This is a genomic window from Pseudomonas avellanae BPIC 631 (assembly GCF_000444135.1).
In the GTDB taxonomy this organism is placed as follows: Bacteria; Pseudomonadota; Gammaproteobacteria; order Pseudomonadales; family Pseudomonadaceae; genus Aquipseudomonas; species Aquipseudomonas avellanae.
This window is the reverse complement of sequence record NZ_ATDK01000085.1, coordinates 1-20,101: the sequence shown is the minus strand read 5'-3', so window position 1 is coordinate 20,101 and position 20,101 is coordinate 1. Positions and strand designations below refer to the sequence as shown.

The window sequence follows — 20,101 nt, the reverse complement described above, 5'->3', positions numbered from 1 at the left end:
TGGCCAAACTGGATCGTGATGCGTTCTTCAATGCTGAGTTCATGATATGACATAGGTTCACCGTACCGGATTGGTCAGGTGTTGCGCTCAGTTTTTGCCGCCGCCTATTCATAAGCCCTTCAAAGTTAGGCGATATTCCGCAGCGTGCTGTAGCCATCTCCTACAGTTACAGAGTGTAGGGGCGGCTGGATATATAGTCTTGAATCCTGTTTTATACATCGAAGCATTTATTTGTTTTTTAATATTTCTTTCGGTGTTTTAAATTCAATGATTCGAGGTGGTTGTGATGATATTACGAGGTGTTGAGCGAGAGGTTAAAGCTTTACAGCGGGAGGTGGAAATACGCCATGATCCTTTTGTCGAGGATTTCAATATGACGCTGGCGCAGCCTCACTCGAAATCGGTTCGGCTCAATGGTCTGGCAACGTGCCTGCGGCTGGAGAACGTCTATTGGAATATTCTGACAGGCATCGCAACTTCCAATGAATGTTCCGTCAATGCGGTGTTGTCCTACATCGATAGGGAAGTTCACTTGCGTTACGGCGGGGTAAAAAATTTCAGTGGCCTGATTCGTGTTGTCTGCGTTGCGCACCTGTTGAAAGGCGATCGCCTGGAAAATTCCCACGCCTAGCTCGACCTCCTCCTTATTCTGCGGGCTCGCTTCGGCGTGCCTGCTTCTCCCCTCAGCGCGCAGTGCCGGGCTGTATGGGGCGGTCACGAACTTATCCGGACGGGATAGGTTCGTTCGGCTGCACGCTGGCAATTAACTCTATATAATCCCCCGTCTTGCTAGCGGGCGTGACTCTGCATGGGCCAGGGCTGGCTTGAGCCTTGTGCCGGTGTCTTGTGCCACCGAGCGCAAGCCAGGAGCGAAAGCGCCACCGAATTCGAATTACGAGAAGTGAAAACACCATCATGATGCGCAGCCATTATTGCGGCCAACTGAACGAGAGTCTGGAAGGCCAGGAAATTACCCTTTGCGGATGGGTCCACCGTCGTCGTGACCACGGGGGCGTTATCTTCCTCGATATACGCGACCGTGAAGGCATGGCTCAGGTAGTGTTCGACCCCGATCGTGCAGACAGTTTCGCTGCCGCCGACCGCGTGCGCAGCGAGTACGTGGTCAAGGTCGTCGGCAAGGTCCGCGCCCGTCCGGCAGGTGCCGTCAACGCCAACATGGCATCCGGTGCCATCGAGGTGCTGGGCTACGAGCTCGAAGTACTGAACGAGTCCGAAACTCCGCCGTTTCCGCTGAACGAATACTCCGATGTCGGCGAAGAAACGCGCCTGCGTTATCGCTTCATCGATCTGCGTCGTCCGGAAATGGCTGAAAAGCTGCGTCTGCGTTCGCGTATCACCACCAGCATCCGTCGTTATCTGGATGAAAACGGCTTCCTCGATGTCGAGACGCCGATCCTGACTCGCGCCACGCCGGAAGGTGCTCGCGACTACCTGGTTCCAAGCCGCACACACCCGGGCAGCTTCTTCGCCCTGCCGCAATCGCCTCAGTTGTTCAAGCAACTGTTGATGGTGGCCGGCTTCGACCGCTACTACCAGATCGCCAAGTGCTTCCGCGACGAAGACCTGCGTGCTGACCGTCAACCGGAATTCACCCAGATCGACATCGAGACCAGCTTCCTCAACGAGGAAGACATCATTGGTCTGACCGAGAAGATGGTTCGCCAGTTGTTCAAGGAAGTTCTGGACCTGGAGTTCGGTGATTTCCCGCACATGACCTTCGAAGAGGCCATGCGTCGCTACGGTTCCGACAAGCCGGACCTGCGCAACCCGCTGCAACTGGTAGACGTCGCCGATCAGCTCAACGCTGTGGAATTCAAGGTGTTCAGCGGTCCGGCCAACGATCCGAAAGGGCGTGTTGCCGCACTGCGTGTGCCGGGCGCTGCCAGCATGGCACGCAGCCAGATCGACGATTACACCAAGTTCGTCAGTATCTACGGCGCCAAAGGTCTGGCCTACATCAAGGTCAACGAACGCGCGAAAGGGCCTGAAGGCTTGCAGTCGCCGATCGTCAAGTTCATCCCTGAAGAAAACCTGAACGTCATCCTTGATCGCGTGGGTGCGGTCGATGGCGATATCGTTTTCTTCGGTGCGGACAAATTCAAGGTCGTCAGCGAAGCCCTCGGCGCGCTGCGTATCAAGATCGGTAACGACCTCAAGCTGCACACCTGCGAATGGGCACCGATGTGGGTCGTCGACTTCCCGATGTTCGAAGAAAACGACGACGGCAGCTTCTCGGCGTTGCACCACCCCTTCACGGCACCCAAGTGCACGCCCGAAGAGCTGGAAGCCAACCCTGCCACGGCGCTTTCCCGTGCCTACGACATGGTGCTCAACGGCACCGAACTGGGTGGCGGTTCGATCCGTATCCATCGTAAGGAAATGCAACAGGCGGTGTTCCGTCTGCTGGGCATTGCCGAAGACGAGCAGCAAGAGAAGTTTGGCTTCCTGCTTGATGCGTTGAAATACGGCGCGCCACCGCACGGCGGTCTGGCGTTCGGTCTGGACCGTCTGGTCATGCTGATGACCGGCGCGCAATCGATTCGTGAAGTCATCGCCTTCCCGAAAACCCAGAGCGCGGCCGATGTCATGACCCAGGCGCCTGGCGTTGTCGATGCCAAGGCGTTGCGTGAGCTGCACATCCGTCTGCGCGAGCAGCCAAAGGCCGAGTGATGCCGGACAGGGCGTATCGTCGATACGCCCTGTATTACCCTTATTGAGTGAAGCTTTTTGCCCGGTTGTTCGGGGCGAAAGGTGAAGGTGTTTCAAAAAGAATCTGGAGCGGAAAATGGCAGGTCATTCTAAGTGGGCGAACATCAAGCACCGCAAAGAGCGTCAGGATGCCAAAAAAGGCAAGATTTTCACCAAATGGATTCGTGAGCTGACCGTTGCTGCGCGTCAGGGTGGTGGCGATCCGGGTTCCAATCCGCGTCTGCGTCTGGCGCTGGACAAGGCGCTTGGTGCGAACATGACCCGTGACACCATTGATCGCGCCGTGGCGCGTGGCGTGGGTGCATCAGACGGCGACGATGTCGAAGAGCTGGGTTACGAGGGCTACGGCCCGGGCGGCGTGGCGGTCATGGTCGAAACCATGACCGACAACCGCAACCGTACCGCAGCGGCGGTTCGCCATGCGTTCACCAAGTGCGGTGGTAATCTTGGCACCGACGGCTCTGTTGCCTACCTGTTCGATCGCAAGGGCCAGATTTCCTTTGCTGCCGGCGTCGATGAGGACTCTCTGATCGAGGCCGCGATGGAGGCCGATGCCGATGATGTCGTGACCAACGACGACGGCTCGATCGACGTCTTCACGTCGTTCTCCGGGTTCTACGCGGTGCGTAACGCTTTGGAGGCAGCCGGTTTCAAGGCTGCAGATGCAGAAATCGTCATGTTGCCGACTACCAGTGCTGTGCTCGATCTGGAAACCGCTGAAAAAGTCCTCAAGCTGATCGACATGCTTGAAGACCTGGATGACGTGCAGAACGTGTATTCAAATGCGGAAATCCCTGACGAAGTCATGGAGCAACTGGGCTGATCGCCGACAGGTATCATCGTGTCAGAAGCCGGGGGAACGACGCTGCGCGCATCACGCAGCTATCGGCCTCCGGCTTCTGCCTTTATGCTGCACCCATTGTGTTGCGTGACCTTCTCAAGCTGCAGGCGTTATGACTCTTATTCTTGGTATCGACCCCGGTTCGCGAATTACCGGCTATGGCGTGGTGCGTGACACCGGGCGTGGCTGCGTTTATGTCGCTTCGGGGTGTATTCGCACCGGCAGTGGCGAGCTGCATGAGCGTTTGCAGATCGTCTATCGTGGTGTGCGTGAGGTCATCAAGACCTACGGGCCCGTGACGATGGGCATCGAAAAGGTGTTCATGGCGCGCAATGCTGACTCAGCGCTGAAGCTGGGGCAGGCCAGGGGCGCGGCCATTGTGGCGGGTGCCGAAGAAGCACTGGAAATCGCCGAGTACACGGCCACTCAGGTCAAACAGGCGGTGGCCGGGACAGGTGGAGCCAATAAAGAGCAGGTAATGATGATGGTCATGCATCTGCTCAAACTGACCCAGAAGCCGCAAATCGATGCGTCCGATGCCCTTGCCATCGCGTTGTGTCACGCACACACGCGTTCCAGTCTGATTCCCCACGGGCTGGGCACGGCGCGCAGTCGTGGCGGTCGGTTAAGGCTCTGACTGCATCATTCGCACGCATATTTTTACTTGCAGGCCGGTTACTCCTGTGATGATTGTATTCAACTTCTTCTTCGCGCAAGCGACAGGCAACACGAAAGGATCTGAAACGTGATTGGACGTTTACGCGGCGCCATTGCCGAAAAACAGCCTCCGCACCTGGTGTTGGATGTCAACGGCGTCGGCTATGAGCTGGAAGTGCCGATGACGACGCTGTACAGGCTGCCGCATGTCGGCGAGATCGTGACCTTGCACACCCATCTGGTGGTTCGCGAGGACGCGCATCTGCTGTATGGCTTCTACGAAAAACGCGAGCGTGAGCTGTTTCGTGAGCTGATCCGTCTGAACGGCGTCGGGCCGAAACTGGCGCTGGCATTGATGTCCGGCCTGGAAGTCGATGAGCTGGTGCGCTGCGTTCAGGCTCAGGATACGTCGGCGCTGACCCGTATCCCCGGCGTCGGCAAGAAGACTGCCGAACGTCTGCTGGTCGAGCTCAAGGATCGTTTCAAGGCCTGGGAGAGCTTGCCAGGCACTTTTACACTGGTTTCCAATGGTCCGAATCACGCAGAACCTGTGGCGTCTGCCGAGTCCGATGCGGTCAGTGCGCTGATTTCGCTGGGCTATAAACCTCAGGAGGCGAGCAAGGCCGTCTCCGCGATCAAGGAAAAAGACTTGAGCAGTGCAGATCTGATTCGCCGTGCGTTGAAGGGGATGGGTTAAGTGATAGATGCCGACCGCCTGATAACCGCCGTTGGCGGCCGTGATCGTGATGAGCAGCTGGATCGTGCGATTCGCCCGCTGAGCCTTGCGGACTATATCGGCCAGCCCACCGTGCGCGAGCAGATGGAGCTGTTCATCCAGGCTGCCCGAGGCCGCAGCGAGGCGCTGGACCACACGCTGATCTTCGGCCCGCCCGGTCTGGGCAAGACGACCCTGGCCAATATCATCGCCCAGGAAATGGGCGTGTCGATCAAGAGCACCTCCGGCCCGGTGCTGGAGCGGCCCGGTGATCTGGCGGCAATCCTGACCAATCTTGAACCGAACGATGTGCTGTTCATCGACGAGATTCATCGGTTGTCACCGATTGTCGAGGAAGTGCTGTATCCGGCTATGGAAGACTTCCAGCTCGACATCATGATCGGCGAAGGCCCTGCGGCGCGTTCAATCAAGCTCGATCTGCCGCCGTTTACTCTGGTGGGCGCGACCACCCGCGCAGGCATGCTGACCAACCCGCTGCGCGACCGCTTCGGGATTGTGCAGCGTCTGGAGTTCTACAATATTGCCGATCTTTCGACAATCGTGGCGCGTTCGGCAGGCATTCTGGGGCTGGTCATCGAGCCCGAAGGGGCGTTCGAGATCGCCAGACGCGCCCGTGGTACGCCGCGTATAGCCAACCGTTTGTTGCGCCGCGTGCGGGACTTCGCCCAAGTGCGTGGTAATGGTCAGATAAGTCGACAGACAGCCGACAAGGCGCTGAACCTGCTGGATGTCGACGAGCACGGCTTTGATCATCAGGACAGGCGTCTGCTGCTGACCATGATCGAGAAGTTTGACGGCGGGCCTGTCGGTGTCGACAGCCTCGCGGCCGCGATCAGTGAAGAGCGTCACACAATTGAAGACGTACTGGAGCCCTATTTGATCCAGCAAGGCTATATCATGCGCACACCTCGCGGACGCGTGGTCACCCGTCATGCGTATCTGCATTTCGGGCTGAACATTCCGGCAAGGATGGGCGAGATGCCGGTCGCAGGTGAATTTGTCGACGATGCCGCGGATTTATAGCAATGGTTTGCAATTTATTTGCAGTTGGCGTGGTCACATTGCCAGTTCTACTGCCATTACCGCTCACCGAGTGGCAAATCGTTGAAAAACAGTTGCCTGACCCGATTGGCAACCCGAGGAGTAAGCACTAGAGTATGCGCGCGCAAAACGGGGTTCAGTCGTTCGCACATCGCTGTCGCGTTTATTACGAGGACACCGATGCAGGCGGCATCGTCTACTACGTCAATTATCTGAAATTCATGGAGCGGGCTCGTACCGAGCGGCTACGGGAATTGGGTTTTGCCCAATCCGAACTGGCGCAGGAAAACCTTTTATTTGTCGTGCATTCCAGTGAGGCCCGTTATCACAAGCCTGCGCGGCTGGATGACGAGTTGCTCGTCAGTGCACAAGTAACCGAATTGAACCGTGCCAGCCTGCGCTTTCAACAGCAGATCAGGCGGGCGTCGGATGCAACGCTGCTCTGTGAAGGGCAGTTTCTGGTGGCGTGTGTACGCGCCGATAGTTTCAAACCCCGGGCCATTCCCGAAGCTCTGCGAGCGGCCTTTGCCGACCAGGGCGGCGCGGGCATACATTCAGAGCAGGAGATAAAGCGTGGAAGCTAACGTCGTCGACCATTCCTCCATGTGGAGTTTGGTCAGCAATGCCAGCATTGTTGTTCAGTTGGTGATGCTGATTCTGGTGGCCGCTTCGGTCACCTCGTGGATCGTGATTTTTCAGCGCAGCAATATGCTGCGTGCAGGTCGGCGAGCACTGGACAGCTTCGAAGAGCGCTTCTGGTCGGGTATCGACCTGTCCAAGCTGTACCGTCAGGCAGGTAGCAATCCTGATCCTGATTCGGGCGTCGAGCAGATTTTCCGTGCCGGTTTCAAGGAATTCTCCCGTCTGCGTCAGCAGTCCGGCGTTGATCCTGATGCGGTCATGGAAGGCGTGGCGCGTGCCATGCGCGTAGCCATTTCCCGCGAGGAAGAAAAGCTCGAAGCAGGCCTGCCTTATCTGGCGACCGTGGGTTCTACCAGCCCTTACGTCGGTCTGTTCGGTACGGTCTGGGGGATCATGAACTCCTTCCGCGGCCTGGCAACTGCCCAACAGGCAACATTGGCCACCGTAGCGCCAGGTATTGCCGAAGCACTGATTGCAACGGCCATCGGCCTGTTCGCAGCCATCCCGGCCGTTATCGCCTACAACCGTTTCGCCGCGCGCAGTGAGACCTTGATCAGCCGTTACTACACGTTCGCTGACGAGTTCCAGGCCATCCTGCACCGTAAAGTGCACACCAGCGAAGAGTGAACAGGTAATTCCCCATGGCTTTAATCGCTCGAGATCGTCGCAGAAAACGCAAGCCGGTCGCCGAAATGAACGTAGTGCCCTACATCGACGTGATGCTGGTGCTGCTCGTGATTTTCATGGTGACGGCTCCCATGATCAACCAGGGCGTGAAAGTCGATTTGCCCAAGGTCTCCAGCGAGGCTTTGCCGCAAGACAACAACAATCAGGTCCTGACCATTTCGATCAAGGCTGACAAGACCTATTACTGGAACCTTGGCAGCGAAGTCGATACCGACAAGCAGATGGACAAGGCAATGACCCTGCCGCAACTGACCGCCGCCGTGACCAAGATCGTCGCTGCCGGTCGTGACGCAGGCAAGCAGACGCAGGTTTTCATTCGTGGTGACAAGACCGTCGATTATGGCTCGGTCATGGGCACGATGGGCGGGCTGCAGAAGGCTGGTGTCGGGAATGTTGGTTTGATTACCGAGGCACCCTGATGCAGCCGATTCGAGAGCCGTCCGCCTCGGAAAGCTTCTTCTGGCCCAGTGTCTGGGCCGTGGCCCTGCATATCCTGATTTTCGGCATGCTGTTCGTCAGTTTTGCCATGACTCCGGATCTGCCTGAAGCCAAGCCTATCGTTCAGGCAACGCTCTATCAGCTCAAGTCCAAGAGCCAGGCCACTACCCAGACCAACCAGAAGATTGCCGGTGAGGCGAAGAAAACCGCTGCGCGACAAACTGAAGTCGAACAGCTGGAACAGAAAAAGATCGAGCAGCTCAAACAGGAAGCTGTAAAAGCTGCGGAACAAAAGAAAGAAGAGTCGGCTCAAAAAGCCGAAGAGCAGAAAGCCGCCGACGAAGCCAAGAAAGCTGAGCAGAAGGCAGAAGAGGCCAAAAAGGCTGATGATGCCAAGAAAGCTGACGAGGCCAAGAAGGTTGCTGACGCTAAAAAGGTTGAAGAAAAACAATTGGCTGACATAGCCAAGAAGAAGGCCGAAGACGAGGCGAAGAAAAAAGCCGAGGAAGACGCCAAGAAAGCTGCTGCCGAGGAAGCCAAGAAGCAGGCTGCTGATGAGGCCAAGAAAAAGGCCGCAGAAGACGCAAAGAAAAAGGCTGCCGAGGACGCGAAGAAAAAAGCCGCTGCAGATTCCGCCAAGAAGGCGCAGGAAGCAGCTCGCAAATCCGCTGAAGACAAGAAGGCGCAGGCATTGGCCGATTTGCTTTCCGATAAACCGGAACGGCAACAGGCTTTGGCTGACGAACGGGGCGATGAAACGGCTGGCAGTTTCGATGACCTGATTCGTGTTCGGGCGTCCGAGGGCTGGAGTCGTCCACCATCGGCACGTAACAACATGTCGGTAACGTTGCAGATCGGAATGTTGCCGGACGGTACGATTGCTTCCGTATCGATTGCCAAGTCCAGTGGAGACGGGCCGTTTGACAGCTCTGCAGTTGCAGCGGTGAAGAACATTGGACGTTTGACAGAAATGCAGGGTCTGAAGCCGGCTGACTTCGCTCCCTATCGTTCATTCAAGATGACATTCACACCTGGAGATCTAGCCTTGTGATCAACCTTTTTCGAGGACTGCTCGTCGTTCTCTGTTTCGCCTCCGGTATGGTGGCGGCAGAAGAAAAGAACATTCTGGTCACCAGCGGCAGTGACCGCGCGGCTCCAATTGCTGTTGTGCCATTCGGTTGGCAGGGCGGTAACGTGCTGCCGGAAGACATGGCAGAGATAATCAGCAACGACCTGCGCAACTCCGGTTACTACGCGCCGATTCCAAAGCAGAACATGATCAGCTTGCCGACTCAGGCCAGCGAAGTCATTTTCCGTGACTGGAAAGCGCTGGGTGCGCAGTACGTCATGGTCGGCAACATCACGCCGGCTGGTGGACGTCTGCAGATTCAGTACGCGTTGTTCAACGTGGCCACTGAGCAGCAGGTCCTGACCGGTAACGTGTCCGGCACCAACGATCAATTGCGGGACATGGCGCATTACATTGCCGACCAGTCGTTCGAGAAACTCACCGGTATCAAAGGTGCGTTCTCTACCCGCATGCTGTACGTGACTGCCGAACGTTTTTCGGAAAACAACACCCGTTACACGCTGCAGCGTTCGGATTACGACGGTGCTCGTGCGGTAACCCTGTTGCAATCCCGTGAGCCGATCCTGTCGCCGCGTTTCGCGCCAGATGGCAAACGTATCGCCTACGTGTCGTTTGAGCAGAAGCGTCCGCGCATCTTTGTTCAGCATATCGATACCGGTCGTCGCGAGCAGATCACCAACTTCGAAGGCCTGAACGGTGCACCTGCGTGGTCGCCGGATGGCAGCAAGCTGGCGTTCGTACTGTCCAAGGACGGTAACCCGGAAATCTACGTCATCAATCTGGCTTCGCGTCAGTTGAGCCGCGTAACCAATGATTCTTCGATTGATACTGAACCTTTCTTCGGCAAGGACGGGTCTACGCTATACTTCACGTCGGACCGTGGCGGCAAGCCACAGATCTACAAGACAAACATCAATGGCGGCGGTGCCGAACGTGTAACGTTTGTGGGTAACTACAACGCCAACCCGAAATTGTCAGCCGATGAAAAGACGCTGGTAATGATTCACAGGCAGGACGGCTTCACTAATTTCAAGGTAGCAGTGCAGGATTTGGCCCGCGGTAGCGTAAAAATCCTCACAGATAGCAACCTTGATGAGTCGCCTACTGTTGCGCCCAACGGCACCATGGTAATCTACGCCACCCGCCAGCAGGGCCGGGGAGTCTTGATGCTCGTGTCCATTAACGGACGCGTAAGGCTCCCGCTTCCTACCGCTCAAGGCGAAGTCAGAGAACCTTCCTGGTCCCCTTACCTGAACTGACGCGGCGCTACACGATTTGCTTAACACACTGGGGTTCATTAGGAGTTTCAAGATGGAAATGCTGAAGTTTGGTAAATTTGCTGCGCTGGCTCTGGCCATGGCTGTAGCTGTAGGTTGCTCGTCCAAAGGCGGCGACAATGCCGGTGCAGGCGGTGCTGTTGACCCTAACGCTGGTTACGGCGCCAACACCGGTGCGGTTGACGGCTCCCTGAGCGAAGAAGCTGCTCTGCGCGCAATCACCACCTTCTACTTCGAATACGACAGTTCGGACCTGAAGCCAGAAGCCATGCGCTCCCTGGACGTGCACGCCAAAGACCTGAAAGCTAACGGCGCTCGCGTTGTTCTGGAAGGCAACACCGACGAACGTGGTACTCGCGAGTACAACATGGCACTGGGCGAGCGTCGTGCGAAAGCCGTTCAACGCTATCTGGTTCTGCAAGGTGTTTCCCCAGCTCAGCTGGAACTGGTTTCCTACGGCGAAGAGCGTCCAGTTGCTACCGGCAACGACGAGCAGTCCTGGGCTCAAAACCGTCGCGTCGAACTGCGTAAGTAATTTGACATGCGAACGTGCCGACGTGCTCTAACCGTTTTGGCCCTCGCCCTTCCGCTTTCAGCGTTGGGTGCGGCACCTGTGGTCGATAACAATTCTGGCTCTGGCAGCAGCAGTTATCCGCCAGCGGGTTATGGCACGTCCGGCGCCTATGCCGGGGGAGGGGTTACGGCCCCTGCCTCGGCACAAGGTCAGCTGTTCATGCAATTGCAGCAAATGCAGGACGAAATTGCGCGTTTGCGCGGTGTTGTCGAGGTCCAGCAGAACGATATCCAGCGCATGAAGCAAGAAGCTCTGGAGCGTTATCAGGAACTCGATCAACGTATAGCCAGTGGCGCAGCCGCTCCGGCTACCAATAATTCTCAACCTTCTGGTGGCGCTATCGACGCCAGTGGGACGCCTGCGGTTTCAGCGGCTCAGCAGGCACCGGCAGCAGGCACCGAGCCTCCTGATCCGGCGAAGGAAAAGCTCTATTACGAAGCGGCCTTCGATTTGATCAAGGCAAAGGATTTCGACAAGGCCAGTCAGGCCTTCACCGCTTTCCTGCGCAAGTACCCGAACAGTTCATACGCGGGCAATGCCCAGTATTGGCTGGGCGAAGTGAATCTGGCCAAAGGCGACCTTCAGGGTGCCGGTCAGGCGTTCGCCAAAGTCAGCCAACAGTACCCCAAGCATGCCAAGGTGCCTGACTCGCTGTACAAGCTGGCTGATGTCGAGCGTCGTCTGGGTCATACCGACAAGGTCAAAGGCATATTGCAGCAGGTTGTCGCCCAGTATCCGGGCACTTCAGCTGCACAGTTGGCGCAACGAGATCTTCAGCGCCTCTGATGTTCTGACCCGCTGATCAAGAAAGCCGCGCTAGTCGCGGCTTTTTTCGTTAGAATCTCGCACCCGAAATTCCGGTACACCTTACGCTTTTCCGAATTCTGCGATTGCAGGGTTCCTTGAAGTGCCTGACGGAGGCGGACGGCCTGTTTAGCTGTTACGCCCGTGGCTGATATGCAAGAAACATTACGCATCACCGAAATCTTTCACTCGTTGCAGGGTGAAACCCGTACGGCTGGCCTGCCCACCGTATTTGTTCGCCTGACCGGCTGCCCATTGCGCTGCCAGTATTGCGACAGTGCCTACGCGTTCAGTGGTGGCACCATTCAGACGCTGGATGACATCCTCGGGCAAGTCGCGTCCTATCGTCCCCGCTACGTCTGTGTAACCGGCGGCGAGCCGCTTGCCCAGCCCAACGCCATTCCATTGCTCAAGCGTCTTTGTGATGCGGGCTACGAAGTGTCGCTGGAGACCAGTGGTGCATTGGATATCTCGGCAGTGGACCCTCGTGTCAGCCGCGTCGTCGATCTAAAGACCCCAGGGTCGAAGGAAGTCGCACGCAACCGCTACGAAAACATGGCGTTGCTGACGCCGAACGATCAGGTCAAGTTCGTAATTTGCTCGCGCGAGGATTATGACTGGGCGGTTTCCAAGCTGATCCAGTACGGCCTCGATCGCCGTGCTGGCGAAGTGCTGTTCTCTGCCAGCCATCACGAGCTTAAAGGCCGCGACCTGGCAGACTGGATCGTGGCCGACAATCTGCCGGTACGCCTGCAGATGCAGTTGCATAAAATTCTTTGGGATGACGAGCCGGGGCGCTGACATGAGTGAATTGACCAATACTGAAAAAAGAGCCGTAATCCTGCTGTCCGGCGGCCTCGACTCCGCGACCGTAGTCGCCATGGCCCGCGCAGAAGGTTACGCCTGCTACACCATGAGCTTCGACTACGGCCAGCGTCATCGCGCCGAGCTGGATGCCGCAGCCCGCGTTGCCCGCGATCTGGGTGCGGTCGAACACAAGGTCATTGGCCTGAACCTCAACGGCATTGGCGGCTCGGCACTGACTGACAGCTCCATTGCCGTGCCTGAGTCGCCCTCTGAGGGCATTCCGGTGACCTACGTACCGGCACGCAACACCGTCTTCCTGTCGCTGGCGCTGGGCTGGGCCGAAGTGCTCGGTGCGCGGGACATCTTCATCGGCGTCAATGCGGTGGACTACTCCGGCTACCCGGATTGCCGTCCCGAGTTCGTCGAGTCTTTCGAGCGCATGGCCAACCTGGCGACCAAGGCCGGTGTTGAAGGGCAGGGCTTCACAATCAGGGCGCCACTGCAGAACCTGAGCAAGTCCGACATCGTCAAGGCGGGCACTGCGTTGGGTGTCGACTACGCGCTGACGGTTTCCTGCTATCAGGCCGACGATCAGGGCCGCGCCTGTGGCAAATGCGACAGCTGCCGCCTGCGCGCAGAGGGCTTCACAGCCGCCGGCATGGCAGACCCGACACGTTATTTTTAAAGTTTTTCAAAAAAAGGTGTTGAATTACTGATAGAAATCAGTAATATACGCGCCACGCAACAGAGGGTCGTTAGCTCAGTTGGTAGAGCAGTTGGCTTTTAACCAATTGGTCGTAGGTTCGAATCCCACACGACCCACCATTTTGGGCTTCAAGCTTAACCTTGGAGCCGAATCTTAAAGATCTGATGCCACTCGTATCAGGTCGCAGGCAGCTGGTTTACGTGCCTTGATTTACCGGGGTATAGCGCAGTCCGGTAGCGCGCCTGCTTTGGGAGCAGGATGTCAGGAGTTCGAATCCCCTTACCCCGACCAAATACTGTTGCTGAGATCTTCAATTACGGTGTGTCGTTTGCTTCTTGAGGGCGAGCGTTGCATGTGAAACGATTTATCCAGGCAAGCAGCCGTCTGTCGCGAAACATAACTCCGACACGCGGTGATGTCAAATTGCAGCGCTCTGTTCCAGGCGAAAGCTTGTGAACAGGGCGTTTTTTTTGCGGCTGCGAATCGGCGTTCATCGCTTATCTGTCCTCGTGCCGTCTTCCTGACGCCCGCTCTTGGCACAGTCGATAGGCGGGTATGACCATTACTGATAGCAGTTAGCAATTGTCTTAGCCCCCATACTTTAGCCGGTGCGGTTGCTCCAGACGCTTGCGTCAAAGCCTGACGGCAGTGGGTTGCCTATTTGCTCGTTCGGGCCAGACGGTAATCGGCTATCAGTGGTTGTAGGACATACGACTATTCTGCCGCTAGCGGCTTCTCTTACCCACTGCGAAAATTCGTCAAGCCGCCGTGCGAGATATTCCGGGCTGAACAGGTCATGAGGCAGAGCCTGCCTCATTGGTGTGTCAGTGGAATCGTCAAGAAGATCTGCTTGCCCAACGGGTACTGGGTCAGTTCTATATTTTTCCGGTTGGTTTGACTCAATGTTTTTGACCTGATCACTTGGGCGGTGTATCTCATTAGCTTTCAATTGTGAGTGGAAATTTGCTGCTGGGGCAGGGATCCTTGTGTTTTGGGAGGAGCTACCTCTGGCAGGGATGCTTGTAGCTGAGCTCCGAGCCAGATCTTTAACGGGTGCTGCTTTCTTGCTTGTGCGCGCATTCGCTCGGTTAGCAGCATCTGACTTGGCCAAGTAGTTAATTTTTGCTGGTCTTTTGCCGCGCTCATTCATGACCTCACGCATCACATCGTAATCTGGCTCGATATATTCCATAGTGGTCGCGATATTGGAGTGGTTGAGCAGGTTTTTTGTAATGTGAATGTTGCGCTCCGGTTGTCGCATCATTTCACTGGCGATGGTATGTCTGAAGCGATGAGGGGTCATTCGAACGCCCGTCATAGCGGTGAGCTTTTTGTACATGGCTTCCACCTGGTCAGAGTTCATCTGTGACCGACTGTAATGGCCGGAAAACCTGTTCACATTGAAAATCTGATCCGTGGGTGCGAAGCCGACTTTGTGCGCGATTTCCATGAGCAATTTCAGATGAGGCATCAGTCCGTCTGGAATGGGGATCATGAATTCTCTATGGGTCTTTTCTGTCTCTCCCCTGACTCTGATCAGGCGTTGTCCCAAATCTATATCGGCATACCTCAAGCAGATCAGTGCATTGAGCCTGATGCCCGTGTAGTAGAACATTTCAAATACTGCGAGCCAGAACCATGCGGGGGTGATCTCTGTTCTGTTCCCGGTTGCACGCTCCTCCTGGACCAAAATGTTTAGCCAGTTTCTTGCGCGCACAATGGCGTCTGTGTTGATGGTTTTCTTCGGACGTTTTGTTGGAATCACGCGCGTTTCTTTCAGAGGATTCACCTTGAGTTCGACGAGACCGTGTTCCATTGCATACCGGTATACCGTTCGCAGGTGACTGGATTACGTATTCCAGCTCCGCTTGGAAACTCTCTCCAGTTCGGATCTGCGCCAGTCGAGCATGTCCCGGTGCGTCGTCTCGCTTGCCAGACGGTCACCGAAGAATCTGACATAGGACTTTGTGGCAGCCCAGTAGATCTTGACCGTGTCCGGCCGTAAATCATGGGTGAGAATGTATTCCTGGGTCAGCTCAGGCAGTGTCATTGTGTTCATTCAGATGCTTCCTTATCTGCCAAGTCCGCCAAACTGACCACAGGGTTGTCGTAGGGCACTTCACTGAAGACGTCGGTGGGCTCTAGGAGCAGATAGCCCCGCAGTTGCTTGCTTTTGCGCGGTCCTTTGACCATGCATGTCCAAATGTTCAGGCCGGCGGGCGTCTTCCGATGTTTTTTCAGCTTCTCAAAAGATCGCTGGACCAATTGCCAGGCTTCGAGACCGCGCTCTTTCGCCTCGTGCTCAATCGCCGGATGCTCAAGCGCGTAACGTTTGAAGATATCCGGACTGACCAGAAACGCCGTGCTGTCCACGGTATGTACACGCGCTTTGGCGTCATTGATGATGATCCGGTGAGAGATCACACCGCCTTTAAGCCAGGTGAAGAAGTTGGTGCCATGATTTGGGGCCGAGTCAGTCGAGTTCTTGGCAGTGTCTGTTGCTGGAGTTGTCTCAAAAACGGGGATGTCAGCCTCAGCCTGCTTGGGCTGACTAAGCCGTGCAGGTGGTTTGGTTGGAGGAGAAAAGGGGATCTGATCGTCGTCAGTGCTCTCCGGGCTACTTTGCACTGGTGCAGTTGGAGCAGCAGGTACTTGATCGGGAAATAGATCGAGCAGCTCATCCAGCGCATCAAAATCTTTTACTGGTGCCGGTGCTTGTTTCTGAGAGGATTGCTGAGCCGTCTGATTGACCGCGGCAGGTATCTTCTTGTTGTTACCTACCGATAGTGGTTCGGCGGCTCCCACAAGCGCTTGCTCGACTTCTTCCGCCGGTCCTGCGGCTTCCACCGTAAGGGTGCCGGTATACGCCTCTGGTCTTTCGGTAGCGTTCGGCCAGATCAATGCCGGCGCGATTTTCAGTACCGTGAGCGTGTTCTTCCAGCCTCGACCATTGTCGATGCTGGCCTTCCAAATGGCTTTTCCCTCTCCATTAGGCTGAATGATTGCCTGATCCTGGAGCAGGTTGAACATGGGGGCATTGGACGTCGGAATGTGCTCAATGCCCTGTGACAGCAGATGAGCCCTGAGCTGGTCTACTGCAGGCTTGCTGACAAGCCACAAGCCGTCCTGCGTCAGCCAGCCGTCTGAAGGACCATCGGGCTGGTTCAGCTTGAATTTCTCAGAGATGAGCATCCTCAAGCCTTCGGCCAGCTGCCGCTGAATGGATTGTTTAGGCGCTGACATTGCCCGACCCGGATTGCCGCCGAGTTCTTGCGCCACCGATGCCTGATCCGCCTGTGAGACAATTTCTCCCAGGATGTCGGCATGCTCATATTGCCCTGCGAACGCGAACACCAGTTGGGCCCAGAGCTCGGGAAACCCGCTGAGCCAGTCCAGTGCCTTCGCCGGAATGACGTTGGCGTAGATCAGCGACGAAGCAGCTCCATGCAGCCGGTAGTCGCGACCTTTCACGTACTTGAATCGGTATGGCTGATCCAGTGGCCCATGCCATGGATGCCAGGTCGTGCCGTCTGCCAGTTCCACGTTGACGTCCACCGCAATTTTGCCGAGGTCATGCACGAGCGCACCGTAGGCCGATGCGGCAGACCATGCTTCGGATTGAGCAGCCTGCGACTCGGGCGGTGCTCCGATGGGCAGCAGATACATTTGCCGAATCTTCAGTGCGTAGGCGACGATTTCAAGCCCGTGATCCAGCATGCCACCATGATAGGCATGGTGATGGTTCTCAGAGGCAGGGAGATGCTGCACCAAGGCTGCGTAGCTTTTGAACGCTTGCACGTATAGCGTATCGAACTGCGCGCGGGGCAGCGACGTTCGCTGCCAGATGTTTTCAATGAGCTGACGCCGCCGGGGAGTAGACAGTAATGCGTCGCAAGACTCGTGTTTGATAAACCCTGCAGCAGCATTGGATGGCGTGGTTGGCGATGTTTTTCTTCGCTGAAAGAAACTAAGCATTGAGGCACCCATGATGAAGTCATGGTGGGCCTTTTGCTCTATAGGGCTCAGCGTGACAAGTCGAAACCCATATCCATCCTGGAAAGGTTATGTACATGAGCCGCCACCTGAATGGTTGGGATCCAAACAGTGTCAGCGAACCGATGTTGCCATGCTTGCCGAAGAAAATGTAGTCTCCAAGTGCTTGTTTAGGATGGTTTTTTGTAAATTCAATTTCGTGCAAAGCTGCTTTTCTAGCCCTTTCGGCATCCATTTCCGGCGGGCTCGCCGGCCTTTTCGGGTAAGGCACTTACCCTTATTCCCCATTCCATTCAAACCCTTCGCTTTTCCCTTTTGCTTCAGCCCATTTTGCCCTTTTATTGCCGACAATCCGGGGCAGGCAAAGATTGAAATCCAGTGAAAGGCCCATAGCAGCGCTTCATATCTCCAGATGAAGCGCACGATGGCTGGGACTGCTGTTCAGTCAAAACACTGTCGACTCGGGCCTCTCATCGGTCGGTATCTGTTGCCTAATTGCTCGTTGAGGGCTTGATTTTCAAGGGAGATTGAGCTGAAGATACCCACTAATGGGTTATCAATTGATGTCAATACGACATGCTCTAATCGACCGGCGAGGTGACACATGACCCCAGATGCCAATACGGATTTAAGCGGTGCAGCGCGTTTTGGTCACGTGCTCGGTCGTGGTCTGCGTCGAATACTCAATGTTGAGCGCGCGTTCTGGTCGCTTTTCGACCGCACCGGTGTGCCCAGAGTGATCGTCACTCCAGTCAAGTGGTGTGCCCGTGCGGCGGTGCTCGGTACGGGCGCATTCTTCGTGGCTTGGGGATTGCTGTATGTTTTGGCGGTTGTGTGTTTTATTGCAATCGCAATCGGTTTCGTCACAAATCCTGATATTGAACGCGCTTTGCGTGGTTCTCAGCTTGTTCATTTTGATGATAGGAATCCTTATCGAGAGGAGCTTCGAGAAGGCCTAGATGGCTACGGCATTTACATTGGCGATCAGCGAGTGGATTAGTAGTAGAAAACCGAGCAGATAATAGAAAGTCTGCTCGGTTTGCTTAGATTTCTAGTTACAAACGGCTACAGCTCTCCTTTAATAACGGATATTGCATGTCCTGCTCCTTTCCCTCCTGCCTCTTCAGCTTTGTTAGTCGCAGTTCTTAGGCCACTCATTAGTGAGCCGAGCTTCAGTCCGGTCCAGCCGAGCGCGACTACCCAGAAACTGGGTAGCGCGATGAACATTGCCCCTATCACGAAGTCCAGCAGCAGGTCTCCCTGCGCATTGCTGGCCCCGAACACTGGATCAAAATTGGAATGAGGGACGTCACTGCCGATCCCGTTGCCGTACAAGGCGTCCAGTATCGTGCTGTCAACCCACCGGGCCAGTTGGAACCAGAAGTCCACGAAGATCAGCGCAAACTCGGCGAACGTGATCGTCATCACGACTTTCAGGTCAAACATTCCGAATACCAGGACAAATGGAATGCAGATGATCAAAGCCATCTTCAAAAACGCCATTGCCATGGGGGCCGCCTGACGGACGCTGTCAATGGCAGGGTACATCGCAACAGATCCAAACGCTTGCCCGACTGTAGCAGTCAGGCGGGTCACATCGTTTGCTACTGATCCACCCACTTGGCCTCCGTAGTCGGTATACACCTGTCCCTGGGTCAGTTTCTGCTTCCTCGGGGAGACCAGATCGCGAATGACCGAGTCGTTCACCTCATTCGGGGTCATGAATTTTGCCCACTGAGCGAGCTTGCTCAGCAGATCTGGACTGACCTGTTCCAGCAGTCTGGCTCTTAGGCCGATGCTTGCGTCCGACCACCATTGAGTGCACGTAGGAAATCCCCCACCACCAGTTGTTTGTGGCAGGCCCGCATCTCTTGTTGCGTCGTAGGGCCATCTGGTCCGAGGACTGTGTGACCTGAACCCAGAGAAACCATCATCATAGCCTGGCGTCTGCAGAAAGAACCTCGAGCCGATCCAGTTGACGTCGTTGAGTTGATCCTTACTCAGGTTAGGCTGGGTCATGAACAGCTTTGCACGCGCCCGTGCATAGCAGTCGTTCGTGAAGTCAGCGACCTCCTGGGCAAGCAGCGGGTCGTTGATACGTGCCCTGTTCACATCCATTCGAACTTGTTGCAGGTCTACACCACAAGGGATCGCCGCGATGGAGGCTGCGGTTGCGGCTTTTGACATCGCATGCACGAATAGCCACCACGCAGGAACAACGGCGCTTTTTCCGTTCAAGGTACTGAATGAGGTGTTCCAGCCCGTATCGGCAGGGTTGGGTACCGAATACTGACACTGCTCCGAGCGGCTTCGGTCAAACCGCAGCGTGTCGATGCTGACGGTCACCAAAGGCATGCAGCAGACAATGATGACCAGAATCGCGGTGTAGAAGCGGTTCTCGACTCGGGCCAGTGAGAGCACCCCTTTGTTGCCTTCGTCGGCCCCCTCGGCACGTGCCTTGAGCCATTCGCTGATGATGATGGCGGCAAACGGCGCAGCCACCAAACCGCTGTCCTCGATCATGTCCCAGACGCCGCTGTTGATGATCCAGCCCACCAGCGTGAGGTAATACTCCAGGTAATCATTGGTGTGTAACATCATAGTGTACTGACTCCCTCGAGTAGGCCGGCACGCCGTAGCTCCATCAATGCCATCAACAGCAGGGCGATCACCTCACATCGCATTAGGCCTGCGGGAATATCGGAGGATGCCTGTTGAGTCAGGTGCTTCCTGATCTTGAGCCATCCGAAGGCCAGCGTTGCGTAGACCAACAGCCGCCAGGCCAACATGTACCCGTAGTGCGTCCTCTGCCATTCGCTGAATTGCTCCATATCCCCAAACACCTTGCTGATGAACGTCAGAAACGTCACGACCAGTAGCGCCATCAGTAATGACATCAATAGAAAAGTCAGCGCAGCTTTGCCCGCTTTTCTCCATCGTCCAGTTTTTGCTGTGGTTGACGTCATCGTCAGTCCTCCTTCTTGGGGCTTTGCAGTTGTTTGAGGCGATCCGGTGTGGGATCACCCTGGAAAATGATCTTGGAGCCTTCCTGTCGGCCCTGAGCTCGTTGCAGAATGG

Annotated in this window: 19 protein-coding genes, 2 tRNA genes and 1 pseudogene; 18 read left to right on the top strand and 4 right to left on the bottom strand. The window is 56.0% G+C overall.

Annotated elements, in window-relative coordinates; genetic code table 11:
* Positions 1-286: 286 nt before the first annotated feature.
* The 17 genes from DW49_RS1000000129615 to DW49_RS0106290 all read left to right on the top strand — a co-directional run bounded on the left by DW49_RS1000000129615 (position 287) and on the right by DW49_RS0106290 (position 13,321).
* The gene (locus DW49_RS1000000129615) at positions 287-631 is read left to right on the top strand and encodes a ribbon-helix-helix domain-containing protein (RefSeq protein ID WP_161780190.1); all 345 of its coding nucleotides are present in this window, start codon (positions 287-289) and stop codon (positions 629-631) included.
* A 284-nt stretch (positions 632-915) separates the two neighbouring features.
* Positions 916-2,691, top strand: a complete 1,776-nt coding sequence (gene aspS, locus DW49_RS0106365; protein WP_024420484.1) for an aspartate--tRNA ligase — start codon at positions 916-918, stop codon at positions 2,689-2,691.
* Between the two features lie 115 nt (positions 2,692-2,806).
* A complete protein-coding gene (locus DW49_RS0106360) occupies positions 2,807-3,553 on the top strand; it encodes a YebC/PmpR family DNA-binding transcriptional regulator (RefSeq protein WP_003378984.1) in 747 nt (248 codons plus the stop codon).
* A 130-nt stretch (positions 3,554-3,683) separates the two neighbouring features.
* On the top strand, positions 3,684-4,208 hold the full coding sequence (ruvC, locus tag DW49_RS0106355) for a crossover junction endodeoxyribonuclease RuvC (RefSeq protein WP_003364732.1): 525 nt from the start codon (positions 3,684-3,686) through the stop codon (positions 4,206-4,208).
* A gap of 108 nt (positions 4,209-4,316) precedes the next feature.
* Positions 4,317-4,925, top strand: a complete 609-nt coding sequence (gene ruvA / locus DW49_RS0106350) for a Holliday junction branch migration protein RuvA (protein WP_003378987.1) — start codon at positions 4,317-4,319, stop codon at positions 4,923-4,925.
* Positions 4,926-5,987 carry a Holliday junction branch migration DNA helicase RuvB gene (gene ruvB / locus DW49_RS0106345; RefSeq protein WP_005616081.1) on the top strand — a complete coding sequence of 354 codons (1,062 nt, stop codon included), beginning with the start codon at positions 4,926-4,928 and terminating at the stop codon, positions 5,985-5,987.
* A 134-nt stretch (positions 5,988-6,121) separates the two neighbouring features.
* Positions 6,122-6,589 carry a tol-pal system-associated acyl-CoA thioesterase gene (gene ybgC, locus DW49_RS0106340; RefSeq protein ID WP_005616084.1) on the top strand — a complete coding sequence of 156 codons (468 nt, stop codon included), beginning with the start codon at positions 6,122-6,124 and terminating at the stop codon, positions 6,587-6,589.
* On the top strand, positions 6,579-7,274 hold the full coding sequence (gene tolQ / locus DW49_RS0106335; RefSeq protein WP_002554655.1) for a protein TolQ: 696 nt from the start codon (positions 6,579-6,581) through the stop codon (positions 7,272-7,274). The genes ybgC and tolQ overlap by 11 nt, the downstream gene beginning before the upstream one ends.
* A gap of 14 nt (positions 7,275-7,288) precedes the next feature.
* On the top strand, positions 7,289-7,753 hold the full coding sequence (gene tolR / locus DW49_RS0106330; protein WP_002554654.1) for a protein TolR: 465 nt from the start codon (positions 7,289-7,291) through the stop codon (positions 7,751-7,753).
* The gene (tolA, locus tag DW49_RS0106325; RefSeq protein WP_005616090.1) at positions 7,753-8,823 is read left to right on the top strand and encodes a cell envelope integrity protein TolA; all 1,071 of its coding nucleotides are present in this window, start codon (positions 7,753-7,755) and stop codon (positions 8,821-8,823) included. Before tolR ends, tolA begins: the two co-directional genes overlap by 1 nt.
* 47 nt (positions 8,824-8,870) lie before the next feature.
* Complete coding sequence (gene tolB, locus DW49_RS0106320) at positions 8,871-10,121, top strand: Tol-Pal system beta propeller repeat protein TolB (RefSeq protein WP_005616092.1); 1,251 nt, start codon at positions 8,871-8,873, stop codon at positions 10,119-10,121.
* A gap of 52 nt (positions 10,122-10,173) precedes the next feature.
* On the top strand, positions 10,174-10,674 hold the full coding sequence (gene pal / locus DW49_RS0106315; protein WP_002554651.1) for a peptidoglycan-associated lipoprotein Pal: 501 nt from the start codon (positions 10,174-10,176) through the stop codon (positions 10,672-10,674).
* A 6-nt stretch (positions 10,675-10,680) separates the two neighbouring features.
* Positions 10,681-11,499, top strand: a complete 819-nt coding sequence (gene ybgF / locus DW49_RS0106310; RefSeq protein ID WP_081591429.1) for a tol-pal system protein YbgF — start codon at positions 10,681-10,683, stop codon at positions 11,497-11,499.
* 171 nt (positions 11,500-11,670) lie between these two features.
* Positions 11,671-12,318 carry a 7-carboxy-7-deazaguanine synthase QueE gene (gene queE, locus DW49_RS0106305; RefSeq protein ID WP_005616098.1) on the top strand — a complete coding sequence of 216 codons (648 nt, stop codon included), beginning with the start codon at positions 11,671-11,673 and terminating at the stop codon, positions 12,316-12,318.
* Between the two features lies 1 nt (position 12,319).
* Entirely contained in the window at positions 12,320-13,009 is a 690-nt protein-coding gene (gene queC, locus DW49_RS0106300) for a 7-cyano-7-deazaguanine synthase QueC (RefSeq protein ID WP_003378999.1), read from the top strand.
* Between the two features lie 64 nt (positions 13,010-13,073).
* Positions 13,074-13,149, top strand: a tRNA-Lys gene (locus tag DW49_RS0106295).
* Between the two features lie 95 nt (positions 13,150-13,244).
* Positions 13,245-13,321 (top strand) — tRNA-Pro (locus DW49_RS0106290).
* Between the two features lie 310 nt (positions 13,322-13,631).
* Here the strand turns inward: DW49_RS0106290 and DW49_RS0106285 are convergent.
* Both DW49_RS0106285 and mobH read right to left on the bottom strand, forming a co-directional pair.
* A pseudogene (locus tag DW49_RS0106285) lies at positions 13,632-15,089 on the bottom strand (site-specific integrase).
* The gene (mobH, locus tag DW49_RS0106275; protein ID WP_005616101.1) at positions 15,086-17,017 is read right to left on the bottom strand and encodes a MobH family relaxase; all 1,932 of its coding nucleotides are present in this window, start codon (positions 17,015-17,017) and stop codon (positions 15,086-15,088) included. The pseudogene DW49_RS0106285 and the gene mobH overlap by 4 nt, the downstream one beginning before the upstream one ends.
* A gap of 610 nt (positions 17,018-17,627) precedes the next feature.
* On the opposite strand from mobH, the gene DW49_RS1000000129610 reads away from it, so the two are divergent.
* Entirely contained in the window at positions 17,628-18,023 is a 396-nt protein-coding gene (locus tag DW49_RS1000000129610; RefSeq protein ID WP_080570947.1) for a DUF3742 family protein, read from the top strand.
* Between the two features lie 65 nt (positions 18,024-18,088).
* Here the strand turns inward: DW49_RS1000000129610 and DW49_RS0106265 are convergent, their stop codons facing one another.
* Positions 18,089-19,624 (bottom strand): conjugal transfer protein TraG N-terminal domain-containing protein, encoded by a 1,536-nt coding sequence (locus DW49_RS0106265; protein WP_024421134.1) that lies wholly within the window; start codon positions 19,622-19,624, stop codon positions 18,089-18,091.
* Positions 19,621-19,989, bottom strand: coding sequence for a hypothetical protein (locus tag DW49_RS0106260; RefSeq protein WP_024421133.1), 369 nt, complete (start codon positions 19,987-19,989; stop codon positions 19,621-19,623). Before DW49_RS0106260 ends, DW49_RS0106265 begins: the two co-directional genes overlap by 4 nt.
* Between the last annotated feature and the right edge of the window lie 112 nt (positions 19,990-20,101).